Here is a 21,987-nt window from a genome sequence, read left to right on the forward strand (position 1 = left end):
TTTCTTTATTGCGAAATATTCAAGAAATGAAAGGACCTTATCATGCAGAAAATCAGACCAGATATGGATATCGGTAAAAATATCCAGACAATTCGTTATGCGAATAAACTTACCCAGGATCAGGTCATTGCAAAATTAAACCTGATGGGGATTTCTATGTCCAAAAGCACTTATGCCAAGCTGGAAACCAACCGTATGAACATCAAGGTATCGGAACTTGTTGCCCTTGCTAAAATCTTCCACACCGATATCAACGCATTCTTTTCCGGGCTTCTCTAAACCGGAAAAGCAACCACTTCTTAAATTTCTCTTGTTATATCGCTCTTTCTTATTCTCTCCGTTTTTCTCCAACCAATCCAATCGTTCTATTTTGGTATATTTTTTGTCTCACTTTTACAACCGATTGTATTCCTAATCCCGTGTAAAATCAATAGAAAAAGTGCAAAAAGTGAGACAAACCTGTCAACACTATTTGCAGGAGGGATTAGAGATATGCCAAAACCGAAAACATCCACCGGGGAGAAAAATCTGATCAGCCAAAGGCTCATTGAACTCCGCCGCCAGCATAATATGTCACAGCGCCTCTTAGCCTACCAGCTTCAGCTGAATGGGTATGATATGGATAAAAATGTGATTACTAGAATTGAGACCAATAAGCGTTATGTCACAGATGTAGAATTAAAAGCGCTTACTGAAATTTTTAATGTTTCCTATGAGTATCTCATCGAGGGAACAGAAGAAAAGTCATAGCTTCCATTGTATGAGGCTGTGGCTTTTCTTTAATTTGCTTTTTAACTTTTGAAATTATTCCATGGTTCTTTCACTTTCTTAACGTTCTAAAGTAATCCTTGAGGTTTCTCCATTCCTGTCTAATTCGGTTGCCTTTATTCAGACCAATGCTTCTTCATCTCATACGCCAAATCCAATACTTCTTTAATTCGTTCCCGCTCTGTTTCTCCATGCGTATATTGCATTTCGCTAGCATATCTGCAAAGCCCCTGGAGTGTAATTTCCTCAAAAAGTTCCGGATAACCTGCTACAGGTTCTTCCAGTCCCCAATACTCTCCTATTTCGTTTGCAATCTTTTCCAACTTTAATCGTTCATCCTCATCATGGATTTTCCGTTGTCCTGCATAAATCAATAGCCCATACTGTGTTGCCTGCATAATCTTCTGTTCTGTTGTAAGTTCTTTACTCATTTTACATTTCTCCTTTCCTTTTCGACTACAACACTACCCTATCCTCCAACAGAAAGCTATTCACACATACCAACAAAATATTACTTGTAAACCTGTCTATTATTGACAATAAAAAACCTGCTACAAGGATGTCTTTCCTCATACCAGATATCAATACTTTCTTCCTACTGCATACACATTTTTTCTCATTACTTGTGTACCATGTACCTATATTGTCATGCAATCCTACTGTATATACGCTATGTACAGTAAGCACATGGGGTTCAGTTTACATCCGCCAGTATAAAAGCCGGCTCATTGATCAGTGCCCTTCCGATTGATACTCTCTGCTGCTGTCCACCGGACATCTGTCCCGGAAGATGTTTTGCCCGTTCCAAAAGCCCAAGCAGCTGCATCATTTCTGTTAATCGTTTTTTATTTTCTTTTCTTCCATCCAGTTTCCATGGCAGCATAATATTTTCCTCTGCAGTAAGCGTAGGAATCAGATTGTAAAACTGATAAATAATTCCCAGATTTCTTCTTCGAAAAATAGCAAGTTCATCCTCGTTCATTGCAGCAATATCATTTTCCTCGATCACGACAGAACCACTGGTTGGATGATCAAGTCCTCCGATCATGTTCATAAGGGTAGATTTTCCTGAACCGGAAGCTCCGACAATCGCAACAAATTCTCCTCTTTCAACAGAAAAAGAAACATGATCAAGTGCGGTCACTTCCGCTTCTCCCTGACCATATTTCTTTGTCAGCTCTCTTACTTCTAAAACAGCCATCGCATTATCCTCCCTTTTCACTACTGATCTTAACAATGTAAAATGACTGTTCCGTGACAAAACCAAAATCAATTATGACAATTCTGTCACTTAAAAAATTTTATGATAAACGTCGTACCGCATCCATAGTTCCCAAAATCAATATCTATATCTCCGCCCTGTCCTTTGACAATTGATAACGCAAGCGGCATCCCAATCCCAAAGCCATTTTCATTTGTGGAATATTCAAATCTTTTAAAAAGGGCTGCGTACTGCTCTCTACTCATTCCTGCACCGCTATCCTTTACCGAGATCCAGCTATACAACGGATTTCCACCGCTGTCTATTTCGATTTCACTATCTTTCGGAGAATACTCGATCGCATTTTTTACAAGATTCGTAAGTGCCTCCACCGTCCATTGCTTATCACAACTGATAACGCTGTCATTTTTCAGTATAAGTTTCTGATTATTAATATCTAAAAGTATCGCAACCGAAGGATTTACAGCTTCAAGCAATTCTGATGTCTTTATATCTTTTTTTATAAACTCAATGGCATGTGCATCAATCTTTGCCATCTTAAGCAGTGCGCCTACAAGCCACTCCATCTTGTTTAAAGAAACTCTGATGTTATGAATAAATTCCGCCTGTTTTTCCGGTTCTGCATCTTCTAATAAATCTGCCATGATCATCATGGAAGTGATAGGTGTTTTAAGCTGATGAGAAATATCTGCCATATAGTCAGAAAGAATGTCTCTTTCCGATTCGATCACCTTGATCTGTTCATTTTTCCTGTTAACCAGAGCATAGATGTCATTTTTTAAAATCTGAAATGCACCCTCTCTGTTATCACGGATATCAAATTTCTCACCGGAAATATAGCCTTTCACAAACTCAGACAATTTTTCTACTTCTTTTTTCTTAATCCACACGATATCCCATTCCTCTCACAGTCTCGATCTGTAATGCCGCCCCGAGTTTTTCACGCAGTCTTTTCACGTAAACAGTGAGTGTATTATCCTCCACAAAATTACCATCTATATCCCAGATTTTATCTAAAATCTGCTGTCGGGATAATAAGACTCTCTGATTATTAGCAAAAATAAGAAGCAGTCTGTATTCTAACGCAGTAAGATCAACAATCCTGTCATCCACATAAACTTTTGCCTCATCCGTATTGATCTTGACCTGTCCTATGCAAATGATATGATTCTTTCCCGTCTGCTTATTCTGAACCGATAACACACGCCTTACTCTCGCAAGCAGTTCCCTGATCCGGAAAGGCTTTACGACATAATCTGCTGCACCTTCATCAAAAGCCCTGACAATCGTATTTTCATCATCAACTACAGTCAGAAAAATGACGGATGTATCTGTATTTTTTAATTTATTGCCTATATCAGCCCCCAGTCCGTCCGGCAGCTGCATATCTAAAATTGCAAGATCAAAATATCTTTTTTCGATGAAACCACACGCATCCGCAACGGTCACAGCATGACAGACTTCATAGCCTTCCATTTCCAGTGCATATATAATTCCCGATGCGATCATAGTATCATCTTCTACCAGTAAAATATAATTCATCTGCAACCCCTTTCTCATTCTGACCAGTCACTGCTTTTCAAAAAATCCACTGTAAAATAATAACACAAAATAAAGAAAAAGCCTACCGCATCCGCTGCGACAGGCTTCTCTTTATTTTTCAATTTTTTATTATCACAGGCATTCCTGCATCAGCAGCATAGCAATTATGTCCTTATGCCTCAGCCTGCTCTGCGATCTTCTTATATCCATCCATGTCATCATAGATGCTGTTTGTCCATGGATTCTTTTTCTTCTGGACAGATTTGTAGATCATAAATACAAATACTGCAACGTTAGCGATCAATGCTAAAGCACTTACGATGTTGTAGATTACCGGATTGTAGGTAGAGTTTACAACAACTACCTCATCCTGGAACATCGGCCAGCACTGCGCGAAGAAGCACCAGATGGAAAGTGTTCTGGCACGGTTCTCAAGCCATGCACCCTTGTTGATAAGAAATGCTGCTGTTGTCGGAGCTAACAGTAATGCAAGTCCGCAGTACCATGCGTGGCTCGGCAGACAGTTATATGTATAAGCAAAGTTCCATAAATCGTATGCAACGATCCAGAACCACATCATATCCGGCCAGATCATATCGCGTGAACTGTCTTTGTCACTCTTTTTACGTACACATACGCCAAACCAGCCTGCGATCGTAACCGCATTTAAAATACCTGCGATACCATTCATAATATTCCATGGTCCGCCAAGTACGAACATGCCCGGCTCATCGGCGAGTTCTGTGATATTGCCCCAGTACTGCATTGCAACCTGGAAATCACGGGAACAAGCCTCGAAAATATTGATAGCAAGGATTGCCGGAATTAAAAGCATGAAGATCTTGTTGTTTTTCAGTTCCCAGGTCGTACCGTCTTTTCTTGTTCCCTTGACATAACGGAAACACCAGAAGAAAATACAGCCTGCGGTGGATGAATAATACTTTGCAAGGTGGAACCAGTCGGTATAGGCAATACCTTTTAATACCGTAAACCATGTAACTGTTCCAATGACCGGAAGTATGAACCAGAAAAAGAAACCGCTCCACTTCCATCTTCTTGATACTTCATTAAGCAGAACCAAAGCTGCAAATACTGCTACCCAGATCAGAATTACCGTAAGATTCGAAAATCCATTTCCCGCTGCGGTAAATCCTGAAGGGCCTTCATGAAATGTAAACATATACATTCCTCCCTTATATAGATTAGTTTTATCTGGTCATACCAGACATTGTTATAATTTTAACATTAATTTTATAAAGTTTCAATATAATTTATGTTTTTCTGCAAAAATGGCACTTTTTCGTCCTTTTGAACCAAAAAGTGCCATTTATTTCTTGTGGTATAACCAGTTTTATTTTTCATCCTCGATCGTAAGCGTTCCAGGTCTCACGTTCAGATAGATACTGCCTTTATCGGGAGTTTGACACATTGAAATGCAAAAAAGTACCGCAAAGCCTTGAAATAGACTTATTTTTTTGTCAAATTTTTATTTTTATTATATAGTAATATTTAGTGATATCGTCTTGAAACACTGAAATATAAAAGTGAAAAAGAGGATGCTACTGTCATGATCCCATTTCATTCCAACAGACTCATGGACTATAATAAGCAGAAACTTTTTTCTGGCGGATATCTTTTTCTTCAGTCTATTTACTATGGACTTAAGCTCGATTCTGTCTGCCGAAAAATCAAAAGCCGACATAAATTCGAGTATGATCTTAATTCGATTTTATCTGATTTAATTTATACAAGGGTCCTGGAACCTTCCAGCAAAAGTTCTTCTTTCCGAGCAGCAAAACAGTTCCTTGAGCCTCCCACTTATGAACTTCATGATGTGTACCGAGCTCTTTCTGTTCTTGCTTCTGAAATGGATTTTATTCAATCAGAAGTTTATAAAAATAGCTTTTTTCTCGGTGACAGAATGGATCGGATCCTTTATTATGATTGCACAAACTACTACTTTGAAATCGAACAGGAAAATGGAGATAAAAAATACGGAAAAAGCAAAGAGCACCGTCCGAATCCCATTATTCAAATGGGGCTCTTTACGGATGGTGACGGAATACCTTTGGCTTTCTCACTCTTTCCTGAAAACCAAAATGAGCAGAAATCCTTAAAACCTTTAGAAACAAAGATTCTCCAACAATTCGGCTGTGATAAGTTTATCTATTGCAGTGACGCCGGACTTGCTTCTGAGGATAACCGTGTTCTTAATCTCATGGGACAGAGGGCATTTATTGTCACTCAGTCCATCAAAAAGCTGCCTGCTGAAGACCGGGCATGGGCTTTAAAGAAAACTGGCTTTAAACGTCTCTCAGATGATAAACCTGTTGACCTCACAAAACTGACAGATGATGACAAGAACCAGCTTTATTATAAAGACGAACCATTTACAACAAAAAAACTGGATCAAAGATTGATCATAACCTACTCCCCTAAATATGCCGCTTATCAGAAATCCATCCGTGCGGAGCAGATCTGTCGGGCAGAAAAAATGGTTGCAAATGGCTCTCTAAAAAAACAGCGCAAAATCCAAATGATCCTGCAAGATTTGTAAATAAGGTAGCTGTAACCAACGAAGGAGAAAAAGCTAAGATCCACTATTATCTCGATACGGATAAGATTACTGAAGAAGAAATGTATGACGGGCTTTATGCGGTATGTACAGACCTGCTTGATGATAACGTTGCAGATATATTAAAAGTCAGTGAAGGAAGATGGCAGATTGAAGACTGTTTCAGAACTATGAAAACAGTCTTTGAAGCCAGACCCGTTTACTTAAACCGTGAAGACCGAATTAAGGCTCATTTTCTTACCTGTTTTCTTGCTCTGTTACATTTCCGGTTATTAAACCGCTCCTTGAAAGGGACTTATACCACAGAACAATTACTTCACACTTTAAAAGACATAAAATTTACGGATATAGAAGAACAGGGCTTCATGCCGGTATATGAGCGTCAGGAAATCACTGACGATCTCCATGAAACCTGCGGATTCAGAACGGACTATCAATTCATAACAAAACGGAAAATAAAAGGAATTCAGAAAAAAGTAAGCGGAGATAAAACATTACTATATTTCGTGTATGCAGATAAAAGTGCCACACCCCTTGTATTTACAGGGATTGTGGCACTTTATTAACTAATCAACTGTCAAAAATGAGATTATACACGCCTGTTCTCAAAATGCAAGGTTTTTATCCTGAGCCATATAGAGTTCCGCAAAATATGGATCTTACTTCATCAGTTTCTCAAAAGTCCCCTGGCAGAATCACGAACCGGGCAGGAAAGATTCACCTTTTCCAGTGCCATCATGATCTCATTCGGAAACTGCCTTTCCACGCGGAATATGACCAGTTCCATAAATCCGCGTATCAGATAATGATTTAACATTTCCTCATGATTAAGGACTTTCTCTTTCATTTGCATCAAAACTTTCAGCAATACATTCGACACTACAAAAACAACCAGATATCCGCATAATTCAATAGAAAAGAATTAAATACCCCAGGCACGAGACAGCCAGATGTAACTAATAAGTTATGATCGATCACAGTGGTAATATTACATCAAAAACCGTTCCTCCAGACGGATTTGATCTGACTGCAATACTGCCATCATGCACTCTCACGATTTCACGGACAAGCGCAAGTCCAAGTCCTACACCGCCAAGTTCCCGGCTTCTGGATTTATCCACACGAAAGAATGGTTCAAACACGCGTTCCCTGAGTTCCTCAGGGATTCCGTTTCCCGTATCCTCCACGGACAGATAAACATGTTTTTCCTTCCGGTATGCAGTTACTGTAACCTGTCCGCCCGAATGATTATATTTTATGGCATTCTCAACAAGATTGTATACCAGCCTGTAAATAAGAATGTCACTTCCAACCATCGTTATATTTTTACATTTTCCAGTAAGTTTTATGTTTTTTTCCTGTGCAAGAGGATCCAGATCTGCTAACACTTCATCAACAAGCGCGTCAACCATAATTTCATCATCCCGTCCCACAGTCTGGAGTTCACTCATATCAAGGAGCGTTTTTACCATTTTACTGAGTCTTCCATTCTGCTCGGTAACCATCTTTATTGTCTGCAATGTATCAGCATCATTATCCGGATGCCGTGTAGAATTATAAAGATCAAGCTGTACCTGCATCAAAGATAATGGCGTCCGCAGTTCATGTGCTGCATTTGCGGTAAATTGCCTCTGTATCTCAAATGCGTCCGAGAGACGTTCAAGCATCTTATTATACGAAACGCTAAGCTGGTTCAATTCTTTAACTTTATTTTCTTCTATTCGTGAAGCTGCCAGATTTTGCGCCTGTACTTCTTCAATTTTATCAGAAAATTCACGGATTGGTCTGAGTGCATGCCCACTTATAAAATATGTAACTACCCCGCCAATAAGAGCCAATATGGCTGATATCAGCAGACTGTTTTTTTTGTAATCTTCCTTATTATTATATGCCTGGATAGAAAAATCATTGGCAAACTCATCCCACTTATCATCTGGAATGCTGATATATATTTCATCCGTATCCTCCCCGTTATCCTCTCCCTGGGCATCCACAGTCTCCTGCAGGGAATCGATATAATACACGCCATTTTTATAGACAAACATCGTCAGACATCCACATATAACTGCAATATATACTGTAATGATACAGGTAAGCCTCCACTGCAGTGATATTCTTTTCATCGTTCAGACTCCTCCCGTATTTTATATCCCTCTCCCACCTTGTTTAAAATCGGATCATATCCAAGTTCAGCCTTAAGCTTTTTCCTAAGCGAAGACATGTGTACTCTGATGGCACCACTAAAGCTATCCACGGATGCATCCCAGACATGTTCCATCAATTCCTCCTGACTTACCGGTCTTCCAGGATTCAGAAGTAAATATTCCAAAATGCCATTTTCTTTTCTTGTCAGGGAAATCATTTTCCCTTTTGCATATGCCTCACGTCTTACCGTATCGAACTTTATCCCACCACTTTCCAGACACACATCTTTCTGCACAAATTTTCTTCTTGTCAGACTTCTGATACGCGCCTCAAGTTCCTGCAGATGAAATGGTTTTTCCATATAGTCATTTGCCCCTGCATCCAGTCCTTCAACCTTATCCGCAATCTGCCCTCTTGCAGATAATATAAGAACCTTTGTCTCCTCATTTCTCTGTCTGAGTTCCTTTAAGATCTCCATTCCATCCATACCGGGCAGATTCAGATCCAGAACGATCAGATCATAATTCTCCGTCAGGACACTTTCAAAAGCCTCTTCCCCATCATAACAGGTATCCACCTCGTACCCTGCATCATACAGCCGTTTTGCAACCATGTCACACATTTGTTTCTCATCTTCAACTATCAATAATCTCAAAATTCATTCACCCGCTTCTTAACACAAATTTTACAACAGCTATTGTATAATACTAACATCAGCTGGTCAATAAATACAACAAATGAAAGGAGTAAAATATCTTGAAGTGCAAAAAAATCTATCAGTCGATCCTGCTCATCTCAGGTATCACCATGATAAGTTACGGTGCGGTCAGAGGAGAAGCAGCTGTCGTGCTCGGTAAAGCAATAAAATTATGTCTGGAGTGTGTCGGAATTGGATAAAAAAAAGAATTTTCTATCAAAAAAAATAGCTGTACTACGCGGATGGATACAGGCAGCTGCCACACTGCTCACGAATATCCATATTCCTAATTTATGGAAAGGAAAAATATATCAGGGCAGCGTAAAAAACGTATGTGTACCAGGATTAAATTGTTACTCCTGTCCGGCGGCAACAGGAGCATGCCCAATTGGCGCTTTTCAGGCGGTTGTTGGTTCATCAGGATTTAAATTTTCATACTACATAACCGGATTTTTTATTTTACTCGGTGTAACACTCGGAAGATTTATATGTGGTTTTCTGTGTCCGTTTGGATGGTTTCAGGATTTACTTCATAAAATACCTGGGAAAAAATTTTCTACAGCCCGGCTCAAACCGCTGCGCTATTTAAAATACATCATCCTGATCATTTTTGTTATACTTCTTCCGATGCTGGTAACGAACTCTATCGGAATGGGAGATCCTTTCTTCTGTAAATATATTTGTCCTCAGGGTGTCCTGGAAGGAGCTATCCCTCTCGCACTTGGAAATGCCGCTATACGTTCTGCACTGGGAAAACTTTTTTCTTTTAAATGCCTTATTTTAATCACAGTAATTGTGTTAAGTATTTTGTTTTACAGACCATTCTGTAAATGGATCTGTCCTCTAGGAGCAATCTACTCATTATTTAATAAGGTCAGCTTTCTTTCTATTAAAATTGAGAACAGCAGATGCATCGGATGCGGGCAATGCCAAAAGGCATGTAAAATGGATGTGGATGTGTGTAAAACTCCAGATCATCCGGAATGCATACGATGCGGAGCCTGTATAAAAGCCTGTCCTAAAGATGCGATCCACTACCAGTTTATGGGGAAATCATGTAAAAAAAAGAACAACAGTAACCAGCAGTCATAAACCAGTAACTATCAATCTTATTACAATTTAAAAAAGGAGCAATTATCCATGAAAACAAAAATTACATTTATTTCAGTTGTCACACTCAGCATCGCACTGCTGCTTACATCCTGCAGCGGAAAAGGAACTGTAAGCACCACAGAACCACAGAATACCACGGCTGAAGACAGCACGGCATCTGCGGACAATTCCAACACGAAATTGGATGATTTATATCAGCAGGAGAACCGGATCTTTGCAGAGCATAAAGATATATGGGACAAATTATTTGGTCTGATGAATAAAAACACTGCAGATTCAAACGGAAATTATGCTGATTATCTGGCTGATACCGCTGAATCAAACAAAGATTCTTTTACTGATGACGAATTCAAAACACTTACTGATGATATTGAAACCATACGAAAAATCGAAGAACAGATCGCAGAAATTGAAAAAGAAACTACAGAATCCGATAAAAATGGGCAGAATACTAATTCTGAAGATGCATCACCATTCAAAAATTTCTCAGGTCAGGATTTCGATGGTAATTCTGTTGACGAAAGTCTTTTTTCCGAAAATGCAGTAACTGTCATCAATTTCTGGTTTACCGGCTGCAAACCCTGTGTTGCTGAGTTATCCAAACTGAATGAATTAAATGATGCAGTCAGGGCAATGGGAGGAGAAGTAGTCGGCATCAACACAGAAACCTTCGATGGAAATGAATCGGCTATCAAAGAAGCTGCCTCTGTTCTTGAAAGCCAAGGTGCTAAATACCGCAATCTTTCTATTGATTCATCTTCAGATGCAGGCAAATATGCCTCCAATATCATGGCATTTCCTACCACAATACTCGTCGACAGAAATGGTAACATCGTGGGTGATCCGATGCTCGGTGGAATCGATAATCAGGATAACTATGATGCTCTGATGAAACAGATCCAATCTGTAATCGATGCAGACAGCTCAAATAAATAACCCTTTTATGATACTCTTTTGTACATAACCGGCACATCATACCCAACGGTTCTATTTTCATTCACTCCCGGACTTTCAGATACCTCCCGGCAGGTATCTGAAAGTCTCTCCCATTACCGGTATAGCTTTCTTTTTATCTGAATTCTCCTTATGCTTTCTTAAGTCGTTCTCTTTAACGTTCCAATATAATCTCCATTATGATAAACAAATGGTCCGGGTTCTCCCTCTTCTCCAAAATATTCCGGTCTTAAGGACAAGATATCGAGCAGTTCATCAATCGTCTGCACCTTAGTTGCCTGATATGGCTGTTCAAATGCAATCTTTTCTACAAACAAATAATAATCACTATACTTTATCAGGATACCAGTATGACCTACAAAAACAGCATCCGTATATGGATCATATATTACGATACTAAGAAGTGATATTCTGTCATTATCTATTTGAAATCCATATTCTTTCCAGCTGTCGCAAAATGCAGATTCCGGATGTCTGTCATCCGTAACACTCTTTTCACCATAAAGTGTGGTAAACATGTCTTTGTTCTCTTTTATGATTTCATATCTGTCCACATTATCTATCGCTTCTGTGTCAAACATCAGATAGGTTCCCTCATAATGATCTTCCGTTAATTCTGAATGGATCACCCCATCTAACAGGAGAAAAGCTGTCATTCTACAGTCCGCATCTGAATAATCATGATTCTGTTCCCAGCCATCCATACATTTACCGATATCCGCTTTCATTTTCCCAGGATCTGACCATGTATCTTCCAGCTTCGCATTTTTTCCTGCGGAATCTGCAAAATCAACCGCCCATTCCCGAAATATATCTACATGAGCAGCTCCCGCAGAGTCAAGTTCTTTACAGATCTCAGTAATCGTATTGTTCCCTCCCATATATGTTGCACTAGGTATCTTTTGTTTCTGCACTGTTTCTGTGCAGGCTGCCAGCATCATAAATGCAGACACAATCATAGCAATAACAGACAGCTTCATGGCTGTTTTGGTTTGTTTTTTCAACAGATATTACCTCTTCTCCCCTAAATGATCATGACGTAAAAATCGTTCCTGTCAATTCTTTTCATCCTCGATCGTGAGTGTTCCGGGTCTTACATTCAAATAGATACTGCCCTTGTCCACTTTATACATATCAAGCAGCATTACCCAGAGACGGTGTATTGCATCAAGTAATACATTCGATACCTCTATGCTGTATGGCAGCAGCGCATGAATATCAAAAAAACGCATCCCAAGTGGTGGTAAAAATACCATATTGCTGGATTTTACTTTCTGCTCTCCTGTGCTGCTGTTTGCAGTCTTTAACATTTCATAAGTGATCAGACAGAAATCTTTTCCTTTGTATTTGCAATAATAAGAAACATAACACTCATCAATCGTCCAATCCAATCCATCTTCATGCTCAACGGGTTTTTCTTCTACCGGATTTGCCTCCGTAGTCTGAACCTCTACACTCCAGCGGATTCTTCCCTCTTTTGTCTCTCCCATCATATCCTGGATCTCATGGAAAATTTCTTCCTGTTTTTTCATATTAATCTCCATTTCTAAGCAGCTAATGATATTATTTTTTTCATAAAAGCTATATATTTTGCCCGGAAACAAATAGCCGTACTAGTCCCTCACATAAATATCCGAAAGGTTCTCAAGAATCGCTCCTGCAACATCCGGTTTGTTCATCGTATAAATATGTACATGGTTGACACCGTTTGCGATCAGATCGATGATCTGGTCTGTCGCATAGGCGATACCTGCCTGTTTCATAGCAGCCGGGTCACTGCCAAAGCGGTCGACGATTGCAAGGAAACGGCGTGGCACCAAACTTCCCGACAATGCAATGCTCCGTTTTACCTGATTTGCGTTAGTGATCGGCATGATTCCTGCCACAACCGGAACATCGATTCCATGTTTTAGTGCTTTGTACATAAAGTTATAAAGAATATTATTGTCAAAAAACATCTGTGTTGTGAGGAACTCACATCCGGCATCCACTTTTTCTTTCAGATGGATCAGATCTTCCTCTAATGTCTGTGACTCAGGATGTCCTTCCGGATAGCAGGCTCCGCCGATACAGAAATCTCCCTGTGATTTGATATCATAGATCAGCTCACTTGCATGTTTATACTGATTTGGCAGCGGGAAATCCGCGTTCTGCGGGATATCTCCGCGCAGTGCAAGTACATTTTCAATCTGCTTTTCTTTTAACTCCTGAATCACAGAGGCAACTTTCTCCTTAGTCGAAGATGCACAGGTGAGATGTGCCAGTGCCGGAATATGATTCACATTTCGCACTTCATTTGCAAGTTCTACCGTATAATCAGAAGTTCCGCCGGTTGCACCATAAGTGACACTCATATATGCCGGTTTTAACGCTGCCATATCGCCGACGATCTTTTTGTAGTTGTCTAACTGTGCACCCTGTTTCGGCGGGAACAGTTCACAGGAAATCGTTACATTCTCTGTATTTAATAATTCTGTAAGTCTCATAAATCCCTCTTTCTGCTAAAAGCGTCTTATTTTATCGGAACCGTCATCCACGGTATTCTCGATCTTCCGTATTACGACATAATAAGAATAATTCTCATTGACAGCCACTTCCACGCGGTCACCAACCTTATGTCCAAGCAATGCCTTTCCAAGCGGTGACTCATTGCTGATTAAATTTTTTAAAGAATTACCGCGGACTGTTGTCACGATCTTATAAACCTCTTCCTCGTCGTCCTCCTCAAAATAAACCGTTACCGTATTATTCATACCAACTTCATCCTCTGCAGAATCCGTTGAAATCACTTTTGCTGTTTTGATCATTCTCTCTAAATAGCGGATACGGCTCTCATTCTGGTTCTTATCTTTCTTTGCCGCATGGTACTCGAAATTCTCACTTAAGTCTCCCTGCGCTCTTGCCTCCTTCACTGCCTCTAAGGCCTCTTTGCGAACCACGAGTTTCCGGTACTCGATCTCTTCTTCCATTTTTTTTATATCCTGTTCGGTCAATTCGTCGTACATGAATCTTCCTCCTTACTTGTCATTTCAGCGATTATTATAAATTCTTTCCAGTTTTCCGTCAAATAAATTTCTGTGTAAACATCTCTTTACTGATCCATTGAATTTCGCATTTTGTACATTTTTTCGCACATACTGACAATATATATCCACTTGCGGGATCATAGCTTTGCAGATACCATTCTCCCGTCTGCCCCGCTTTTAAAAATTTAACCTGATCCTGCAGTACACAAAACGATGCAAGATCCAATGCTATCCCTTTTCCAACCGCTTTGATATAACTTTCTTTTCTTGTCCATAACTCTGTAAAATAACAGTCTGCTTTTTTCATTTTTCCCTTTTGTAATGCCAGATATTCCTCCGGACAGAAAAAACGTTCTGCCACTTTCATCTGTCCTTTCCGGATCTGTTCCACATCAATTCCCACTTCACTGTCCGAAAAAACACCTGCCACATATCTTCCCGAATGTGACAGGTTGAAATATATGCCGATATTTTCTTTTAATACCGGCTTTCCATTCTCTCCGAATGTAAGAACCATTTGCTGCATTTTCCCAGGTAACAGACTGATTCCATATTCCCGCAACGCATACTCTAACAGTATCCCTGCTGCCAGTGATCTGCACCGGTCTTCTTTTTTCTTTAATTGAACGATTTTATTTTTCCGGTCTTCTGTAATAAAGGGCAGCATCTGCGAAAATATCTTTTCATCCTCCAATGGAAGCGTATCTGTCATATAAATCTTCACGTATCTTATTCTCCCTTTGTCTGGATAATGCTTCTAAGATGTTCCCTTTCATCCAGCAATTCCTCATACACCGGCATCAGTCCATCATTTTTCCCAGCACGAAGCGGCTCTACGATTTTTACAACCGTCTCAAACATCGGGGTAATACCCATATTTGCAAATACACCCTTTAATGTATGTGCGCAGTCAAATGCCTTTTTTCTCTCATCTGCTGCAAGTGCCTCTTTCAAACCATCAAAAGACTCGTCCTCTACCACCATCGGAAGACAGCTTTGATATAATTTTTCATCCCCTAAAAAACGCTCTAAAGCTCCTTCTAAGTCGCATCCCCACGCATTTAATCCTTCCAATACCTCATTCATTTTCTATCATTCCTCCGATTGTTCTTTTGTCTGTTCCCTCTCCCCGGATTTACGCTTTCCGGATAACAGCAGTCTGTATTTTTCTAATTCCCATTCCAGTTGTTTTGGTTCTGTCACATTCAAAAATACACCATATATGATATGTTTATTTCCTACGATCCCAACATCATATAGTTTTAAAAAAATATAAAATTCTTCCCCTGCCTCATTTTTCTTTGAGAACTCACATTGTGTTTCATGTCCGGTATCTGCTGTATGAGAAAATGCATCCAGAACACGTTTATGATACCGTTTGGGAATTTCCTGGAAAATATCTTTTTTCTGGCTGATATCCTGATATCCAAACATTTCATAATATGCATTATTTACGCGAATGGTCTCAATCTGATCTTTGCTGTACTCATAGACAGCCACCCCCTGTTTTGCATTTAAAAAGAGGGTTTCAAGCTGGGATGCCGGCATCCACAGGCTATCTATATCAACTAACCGTTCTGTATCTTTCTCCCTCTGTGAATGCGGTCTGTCAAACTGCAGCTTTTCATACTCTTCCACCGGCATAGGTTTTGCAAAATAATATCCCTGTACATACTCACATCCTATGCTTCTTAAAAACTCCACCTGCTCGATCCGTTCGACACCTTCTGCCACAACCGGCATATTCAGCCATTTTGCCATACGTATCACGGCAGCCATGATATTTTCTCCGCGTCCTTCCTTATCATCCCCGGAAAAGAATTTCATATCCATCTTTAAAACATCTACCACTATATCCTTTAAGACATTTAAAGAAGAATATCCGCTTCCAAAATCGTCCATCAGAATATAAAATCCCTCTTCCCGCAATCGCTGCATCATTTCCTGCACCGCTTTTGGATTGGTATTGTACGCACTCTCTGTCAGCTCTACCTGAAAAAGTCTGCGCGGAATCTGATATTTGTCTACCAGATCGCAGATCACTTCCACTACTTCTTTATTATATAGACTAATCCTTGAAAGATTTACCGATATCGGAAGCGGCTGTTTTCCCTCGTCTAACCACCTTCTGAGCTGGATACAGGTCTGTTCCCACACATAATAATCCAGTTTTGTGATAAAACCGTTCCGTTCAAATACCGGTATAAACTCTCCCGGCGAGATCATCCCCCGTTCCGGATGTTTCCAGCGCACCAGCGCCTCTGCACCTGCAATCTGATTATCGCTAAGTCCGTATTTCGGCTGGTAATAAACGACAAACTCATGATTTTCAAGTGCGCTTTTCATACTGTTTACGATACGCTGTTCCTTTTCGATCTCCTGACTCATTTGCCGTGTATAAAATGCATAATTGCGGATATAATTACCCTTACAGTGTTTTGCAGCAAGGTTTGCCCTGTCATACATATGGTTTGGTGTTATTTTCTTCCCCGCGATCAGATAAACACCAAATATCGGTACAATATCAAAATCAAGCGGATATCTGCTCAAGATATCCCTCATCTTATCAAAACTCTCCACCAGTTCTTTTGTATTTTCATAGGACATGCAAAAACAGAAGATGTCCGCATCCATCCTGCCGAAAGTGATGTCATTGCGGTTTTTTACTGCGCGTATCAGAAGATCTGCAATATATTTTAACAGCTCGTCCCCGGCACTCATTCCAAAAAATGAATTGATCAGCTGGAACTTTTCAATATCCATCCGCACAAATGCAAAATGTCTGTCCGGATATCGCTCTAACATGGCAGATGTTGCCTGAAACATATTCGTTTTATTGTAGATGCCGGTAAGAATATCATATTCCGCACGGTACTTTAACGCTTTGCTGATGTTTTTACTGCTGCTGCCGATCACGTTCTTCAAACGAAACCTGACAACATCCACATTATACGGTTTCCGTATAAAATCCCATGCCCCCATACTAAGACATCTGACTTCTGTTTCAATATCAATCTCCATCGTCAGCACGACCACAGGAATTGCCTGATACATCTGTGCTTTATAATATCGCTCTAAGAAATAATAACCATCATACTCCGGCATAACGATATCCAAAAGCACCGCAGTTATCTCCTCGCTTCGTTCATAAAGGATCTCAAATGCCTTTTTGACATTCTCTGCTTCAACAACCTCGTATGTGTCACTCAGAATCTTTTTCAACATGACACGTTCGATCTGCTTGTCATCTACAATTAATACCTTACCCTTTTCAGCCATACTCTCACCTATCTGCCCCATAAAAATCCACAAAAAAACCCTGACTTTATCATAGCAAAGTCAGAGTTTCTTTTCAATAGACATAATTTATCCTTATTCAAAAATAACATTGATTTTTTTACTGAGACGGATATCTGCCGATGACGCTCCAACCTGAATTTCATAAGTCCCACTCACCGGCAAAAACATCTTTTTTTGCACATCATGATGTGCAAAATCCTGTTTATCCAAAGTAAAACAGATCTGTTTTTCCTCACCAGCAGCCAGTTCCACTTTTTCAAATGCTTTTAATTCCTGAAATATTCTGTTTTTTTCCTGCTCCCGTGCAACATAAATCTGAACCGTTTCTTTACCCTCCCGGACACCTTTATTTTTCACAGTACATGAAACCTTAACAGTCTGTTTTTCACTCTCCTGCTGTGCGATTTTAAGATCATCATAAACGAAATCTGTATAGGAAAGTCCGTGTCCAAACGGAAACAATACATCTGTTTTTTCTGTATTATAATAACGGTAGCCAACCATTACCCCTTCCCGGTATTCCACACGGTCTTTCTTTCCAAAAGTTCCGATCGTATGTGCCGGACATTGTGACACATCTCGGATAAACGTTTCCGCAAGTTTTCCGGACGGATTTACCTTTCCAAACAAAGTCTCTGCTATCGCAGTTCCGCCTTCCATACCTGCATAATAACTCCAGAGAATTGCTTTTGCATTTTCTGCCCATGGCATCTCAACCGGTGACCCTGCATACATGCAGACTGCCATATCCGGTGCAGCCTTTAACAGAGCCTCTATCACCGCATCCTGCCCGTAAGGCAGCTTCATGTCTGTGCGGTCGAGTCCCTCCACATCAAAATCGTGATTCAATCCGCCCACAAAAATAACGATATCACTCGCCTTTGCAAGTGCAACTGCTTCCTCTAAGGCTTCTTTCTGTTTTTTGTGATATGCATCCGCTGTGGCTTTCTGCTGTTTTCCCTGCGTACTTCCACTTACAGTACATTCATTTTCCGTATCCCCGGCATTCTCTGTACTTGCCGCCTGCCAGTTGATCTCAGACGCTTCCTCTTTGTCCGGGATCACATATCCCGGTGCGTAGGAAACATTGACATTTCCGCCGAGCAGCTTTTTGATTCCCATGAGCGGCGAAATCTCATACAATGCCTTGATCTCTGCACTTCCGCCTCCATTCGAATGGATTGCTGCGGCATTTGCACCGATCACGGCAACCCTGCAGCCGGATTCTGTGCAAAGAGGCAGTACATGATCTTTATTTTTCAGCAGGATCATTGACTCACGTGCCACATCAAGCACTGCCCTGCGGTGTTCTTCCGTATTATATGCACCGGTTTTACGGTTCTTTTTCTCTGGTCCGATCATCTTAAGACGCAGCATCATCCGAAGAATATTACGCACCTTTTCATCAACCATTGATTCCTCAATGTCTCCATCTCTCACAGCTTTTAAGAGCGGATCTGCCATGTACTGCTCATGGAACTGATATTTGACATCCATCTCAATATCCAGACCGGATTCTGCTGCCATTTTCGTATCGTGTACCGCTCCCCAGTCGGAGATCACGACTCCATCAAATTTCCAGTCTTTCCGCAGCTTCTCATTAAGCAGGGACTTACTCATACAGCAGTGCTCGCCGTTTAACAGATTATAAGCTCCCATCAGTGCAAGCGTGTGTCCTTTTTGTACTGCTGCTTTAAATCCCGGAAAATAAATTTCTTCCAGTGCAGACTCATCAACGATCGTATCAACCCAGAGTCTTTCTGTTTCCTGCGAATTTGCTGCAAAATGTTTTACACATGCTGCCACATCATTTTCCTGGATTCCCTCGATCATCGGAACCACCAGTTCTTCGATGAGTCTTGGATCTTCACTCATATATTCAAAATTTCTTCCACAGAGCGGGCTTCGTTTGATATTAATACCTGGAGCTAAGATCACATCCTTACCCCTGCCTCTTGCCTCTTCGCCTAAAACCCTGCCTGCTTTTTTCGCCAGATTGCGGTTCCACGTGGATGCGATGGCGCTGTTACATGGAAGATAGGTCACATAATCTTCCGTCGTTCCAATATTGTGCCATTCATTGTCTGCAAATTCTGCCCGCACCCCCATTGGACCATCTGACATGTAAAGCGGCGGTATGGAAAGCTGCTTTACCCCTTCGGTGCGGAATAACCCCGCACCGTGGATCATGCCGATCTTTTCTTCTAAAGTCAGTTCATTTAAAATCTGTTCAATATATGTTTCCTGCATTAAAATACAACCTCTGCCTTGCCGTTACCGTCAAATGCTACGATGACATTTTCCCCATCCTGTGTATAGGATGCACCGGTTACCTGCTTTGGAGTGCCAACGTTCATCAATGCCACTTTGGATGCCTTATTACTCTCTACCGCGATCTGATAAGAAGATCCGTTCTTTACAACATTTGCAGATGCTTCTTTTTCATTTTCCGTTCCATATACGACAGTTTCTGCCTTGATGCCATCTTTTAATGCATATGCACGGAATGTCACACCATCTGCATAGTCATAAACTGCATTATCATTTCTTGCTCCCATAGCCACAATACTGCCCTCTTTGACATAAAGAGGAATACTTAAGTAACCATGTTTCTCTTTGTACCACTTACCTCCCTCTTTGACTTCTCCGGTCAGTAAGGATGTCCATGTTCCCTCCGGCAGGTAATATTCTGCGATACTGTCCTCGCGGAAGATCGGTGCAACGAGCAGGGAATCACCTAACATGTACTGTGTTGCTAAATATGCACAGTTTTTATCTTCGGTAAATTCAAGTACCATGCTGCGCATCATAGGAATACCTGTTTTGGACGTCTCGATCGCATTGCGGTACAGATATGGCATCAAAGATGCCTTAAGCTGTGCAAAGTAGCGTACCACATCCACTGCTTCTTCATCATATGCCCACGGCACACGGTAAGAAGTAGATCCATGCAGTCTTGAATGGGAAGAAAGAAGTCCGAAAGCACACCATCTCTTATAGACGTCCGGTGTGGATGTGCTCTCAAATCCTCCGATATCATGGCTCCAGTATCCAAAGCCGGAACTTGTCAGTGACAGACCACCGCGAAGGCTCTCCTCCATGGATTCATAGTCAGACCAGCAGTCACCACCCCAGTGAACCGGGAACTTCTGTCCGCCTGCAGTTGCAGAACGTGCAAAAAGAATTGCCTCTTTTTCACCTTTTTTCTTCTTTAACACGTTAAATACTACTTTATTGTAGAGGTATGTATAGTAGTTGTGCATCTTAACCGGATCAGAGCCGTCATAATATACAGCATCCGTCGGTATTCTCTCACCAAAATCTGTCTTAAAGCAGTCCACACCCATATCAAGCAGTGCCTCTAATTTTTTTCCATACCACTCGCAGGCTGCCGGATTGGTAAAGTCAACAATGGCAAGTCCCGGCTGCCACATATCCCACTGCCATACATCGCCGTTTGGACGTTTTAAGAAGTAACCACCCTCAACGCCTTCTTGGAACATGGAGGACTCTTGTCCCACATAGCTGTTGATCCATACACAGATCTTTAAACCTTTTGCTTTCAGTCGTTTTAGCATTCCCTCCGGATCCGGGAAAACTCTTGAATCCCAGGTAAAATCACACCAGTTAAAATCTTTCATCCAGAAACAGTCAAAATGAAATACTGATAACGGAATCTTGCGGTCAAACATTCCATCGACAAAACTGTTGACTGTCTTTTCATCATAGTTGGTCGTAAAAGATGTGGACAGCCAGAGTCCGAAAGTCCACGGTGCCGGAAGCGATGGTTTTCCGGTGATATCTGTATAACGCATCAGCACTTCTTTCATCGTAGGTCCGTTGATCAGGAAGTAATCAAGATTTTCGCCTGGTACGGAAAACTCTACTTTTGTCACCATCTCTGTTGCAACCTCAAAAGAAACGCACTCCGGATGATTTACGAATACACCATATCCTTTGTTTGAAATATAAAACGGAATATTCTTATAAGACTGCTCTGTGGAAGTACCGCCATCTTCATTCCAGATATCCACACTCTGTCCATTTTTTACAAATGCGGAAAAACGTTCACCAAGACCATAGATCAGCTCACCCACGGAAAGAGATAACTGCTCTCTCATATAAGCATCTTCCGGTCCTTTGTCATAAGCAAAACCTTTCCAGTCGGTTTTCATATATGCAAGGTCTCTCCAGCCGCTTGCCGTGATTTTCTCCTCACCGCGGTAGAAAGTCAGTGCCCCATTCTCTTTCTGCACCTCCAGACGCAGTGATCCGCTTGAAATAATCAATTTGTCTGCTTTCTCTTCCGCCTTTAAATGTCCGCTCTCTGCCGGTGCGATCTCAAAGGATGGTGCTTTCTTCTGCACACCCATATGATGATAAGTCTGAACTCTTAAAACCTCCTCATATGGAGCTGAGATCACGATGGTAAGATTAATTCCTCCAAGCGTATCTCCACGCTGCGTGATCTTGCTTGTCGGTGCACAGATCGTTACCTGATCCTTCTCAATCTTTGAAAAATATACCTCTGCCGGAGAAAAGCACTCACAACGCTCTTTCTGCAGCCAGCATCCGTTACTGAATTTCATATGATAAATCCTCCCTGTAGTTTTCTCATTTTATCTCATCTTACTATACCTGCCCC

At 40.9% G+C, this 21,987-nt stretch carries 21 protein-coding genes and 2 pseudogenes; 6 read left to right on the forward strand and 17 right to left on the reverse strand.

Annotated features, from left to right (window positions below):
• Positions 1 to 42 precede the first annotated feature (42 nt).
• Entirely contained in the window at positions 43 to 279 is a 237-nt protein-coding gene (locus DW650_RS03305) for a helix-turn-helix domain-containing protein (protein WP_004840642.1), read from the forward strand.
• Between the two features lie 213 nt (positions 280 to 492).
• Entirely contained in the window at positions 493 to 750 is a 258-nt protein-coding gene (locus DW650_RS03310) for a helix-turn-helix domain-containing protein (RefSeq protein ID WP_114002301.1), read from the forward strand.
• Positions 751 to 884: 134 nt separating this feature from the next.
• On the opposite strand, the gene DW650_RS03315 is transcribed toward DW650_RS03310, so the two are convergent.
• The 5 genes and pseudogenes from DW650_RS03315 to DW650_RS03335 form a co-directional block, all read right to left on the reverse strand.
• Positions 885 to 1,199, reverse strand: coding sequence for a hypothetical protein (locus DW650_RS03315; RefSeq protein ID WP_117510771.1), 315 nt, complete (start codon positions 1,197 to 1,199; stop codon positions 885 to 887).
• A 272-nt stretch (positions 1,200 to 1,471) separates the two neighbouring features.
• Positions 1,472 to 1,969, reverse strand: a pseudogene (locus DW650_RS03320) (ABC transporter ATP-binding protein); the annotation flags it as partial.
• Positions 1,970 to 2,055: 86 nt separating this feature from the next.
• Complete coding sequence (locus tag DW650_RS03325) at positions 2,056 to 2,880, reverse strand: sensor histidine kinase (RefSeq protein WP_117918467.1); 825 nt, start codon at positions 2,878 to 2,880, stop codon at positions 2,056 to 2,058.
• Positions 2,870 to 3,532 carry a response regulator transcription factor gene (locus DW650_RS03330; RefSeq protein ID WP_117918772.1) on the reverse strand — a complete coding sequence of 221 codons (663 nt, stop codon included), beginning with the start codon at positions 3,530 to 3,532 and terminating at the stop codon, positions 2,870 to 2,872. The genes DW650_RS03325 and DW650_RS03330 overlap by 11 nt, the downstream gene beginning before the upstream one ends.
• A gap of 172 nt (positions 3,533 to 3,704) precedes the next feature.
• Entirely contained in the window at positions 3,705 to 4,712 is a 1,008-nt protein-coding gene (locus tag DW650_RS03335) for a DUF5692 family protein (RefSeq protein WP_330414575.1), read from the reverse strand.
• A gap of 339 nt (positions 4,713 to 5,051) precedes the next feature.
• On the opposite strand from DW650_RS03335, the pseudogene DW650_RS20710 reads away from it, so the two are divergent.
• Positions 5,052 to 6,592: pseudogene (locus DW650_RS20710) on the forward strand (IS1634 family transposase); the annotation flags it as partial.
• 182 nt (positions 6,593 to 6,774) lie between these two features.
• On the opposite strand, the gene DW650_RS03350 reads toward DW650_RS20710, so the two are convergent.
• The 3 genes from DW650_RS03350 to DW650_RS03360 all read right to left on the reverse strand — a co-directional run bounded on the left by DW650_RS03350 (position 6,775) and on the right by DW650_RS03360 (position 8,874).
• Positions 6,775 to 6,954 carry a hypothetical protein gene (locus DW650_RS03350; RefSeq protein ID WP_147345366.1) on the reverse strand — a complete coding sequence of 60 codons (180 nt, stop codon included), beginning with the start codon at positions 6,952 to 6,954 and terminating at the stop codon, positions 6,775 to 6,777.
• A 127-nt stretch (positions 6,955 to 7,081) separates the two neighbouring features.
• Positions 7,082 to 8,230, reverse strand: a complete 1,149-nt coding sequence (locus DW650_RS03355) for a sensor histidine kinase (protein WP_118209058.1) — start codon at positions 8,228 to 8,230, stop codon at positions 7,082 to 7,084.
• Positions 8,227 to 8,874, reverse strand: a complete 648-nt coding sequence (locus tag DW650_RS03360; protein ID WP_015520501.1) for a response regulator transcription factor — start codon at positions 8,872 to 8,874, stop codon at positions 8,227 to 8,229. Before DW650_RS03360 ends, DW650_RS03355 begins: the two co-directional genes overlap by 4 nt.
• A 134-nt stretch (positions 8,875 to 9,008) precedes the next feature.
• On the opposite strand from DW650_RS03360, the gene DW650_RS03365 reads away from it, so the two are divergent.
• The 3 genes from DW650_RS03365 to DW650_RS03375 are packed head-to-tail and all read left to right on the forward strand — an operon-like array spanning position 9,009 to position 10,998.
• Positions 9,009 to 9,149 (forward strand): CD1871A family CXXC motif-containing protein, encoded by a 141-nt coding sequence (locus DW650_RS03365; RefSeq protein ID WP_006859626.1) that lies wholly within the window; start codon positions 9,009 to 9,011, stop codon positions 9,147 to 9,149.
• A complete protein-coding gene (locus tag DW650_RS03370; protein ID WP_022113240.1) occupies positions 9,142 to 10,041 on the forward strand; it encodes a 4Fe-4S binding protein in 900 nt (299 codons plus the stop codon). Before DW650_RS03365 ends, DW650_RS03370 begins: the two co-directional genes overlap by 8 nt.
• Before the next feature lie 48 nt (positions 10,042 to 10,089).
• Positions 10,090 to 10,998, forward strand: a complete 909-nt coding sequence (locus tag DW650_RS03375; protein WP_118209059.1) for a TlpA disulfide reductase family protein — start codon at positions 10,090 to 10,092, stop codon at positions 10,996 to 10,998.
• A 158-nt stretch (positions 10,999 to 11,156) separates the two neighbouring features.
• Here the strand turns inward: DW650_RS03375 and DW650_RS03380 are convergent, their stop codons facing one another.
• From DW650_RS03380 to yicI, 9 genes are all read right to left on the reverse strand, one after another.
• Positions 11,157 to 11,996, reverse strand: a complete 840-nt coding sequence (locus DW650_RS03380; protein WP_118209138.1) for a DUF4300 family protein — start codon at positions 11,994 to 11,996, stop codon at positions 11,157 to 11,159.
• Positions 11,997 to 12,071: 75 nt separating this feature from the next.
• Entirely contained in the window at positions 12,072 to 12,548 is a 477-nt protein-coding gene (locus DW650_RS03385; protein ID WP_022113237.1) for a hypothetical protein, read from the reverse strand.
• Positions 12,549 to 12,629: 81 nt separating this feature from the next.
• Positions 12,630 to 13,502 carry a methylenetetrahydrofolate reductase [NAD(P)H] gene (metF, locus tag DW650_RS03390; RefSeq protein WP_006859631.1) on the reverse strand — a complete coding sequence of 291 codons (873 nt, stop codon included), beginning with the start codon at positions 13,500 to 13,502 and terminating at the stop codon, positions 12,630 to 12,632.
• A gap of 15 nt (positions 13,503 to 13,517) precedes the next feature.
• A complete protein-coding gene (greA, locus tag DW650_RS03395) occupies positions 13,518 to 14,021 on the reverse strand; it encodes a transcription elongation factor GreA (RefSeq protein ID WP_015560761.1) in 504 nt (167 codons plus the stop codon).
• Between the two features lie 58 nt (positions 14,022 to 14,079).
• On the reverse strand, positions 14,080 to 14,766 hold the full coding sequence (locus DW650_RS03400; protein WP_241070961.1) for a 4'-phosphopantetheinyl transferase family protein: 687 nt from the start codon (positions 14,764 to 14,766) through the stop codon (positions 14,080 to 14,082).
• 5 nt (positions 14,767 to 14,771) lie between these two features.
• A complete protein-coding gene (locus tag DW650_RS03405) occupies positions 14,772 to 15,128 on the reverse strand; it encodes an Hpt domain-containing protein (RefSeq protein WP_117918476.1) in 357 nt (118 codons plus the stop codon).
• Between the two features lie 6 nt (positions 15,129 to 15,134).
• Positions 15,135 to 17,342, reverse strand: a complete 2,208-nt coding sequence (locus DW650_RS03410; RefSeq protein ID WP_241070960.1) for an EAL domain-containing response regulator — start codon at positions 17,340 to 17,342, stop codon at positions 15,135 to 15,137.
• 72 nt (positions 17,343 to 17,414) lie between these two features.
• Positions 17,415 to 19,592, reverse strand: a complete 2,178-nt coding sequence (locus DW650_RS03415) for a beta-glucosidase (protein WP_118209061.1) — start codon at positions 19,590 to 19,592, stop codon at positions 17,415 to 17,417.
• Complete coding sequence (gene yicI / locus DW650_RS03420) at positions 19,592 to 21,931, reverse strand: alpha-xylosidase (RefSeq protein WP_118209062.1); 2,340 nt, start codon at positions 21,929 to 21,931, stop codon at positions 19,592 to 19,594. Before yicI ends, DW650_RS03415 begins: the two co-directional genes overlap by 1 nt.
• Between the last annotated feature and the right edge of the window lie 56 nt (positions 21,932 to 21,987).

Source organism: Roseburia sp. AM23-20, assembly GCF_003470905.1.
Taxonomy (GTDB): Bacteria; Bacillota; Clostridia; order Lachnospirales; family Lachnospiraceae; genus Roseburia; species Roseburia rectibacter.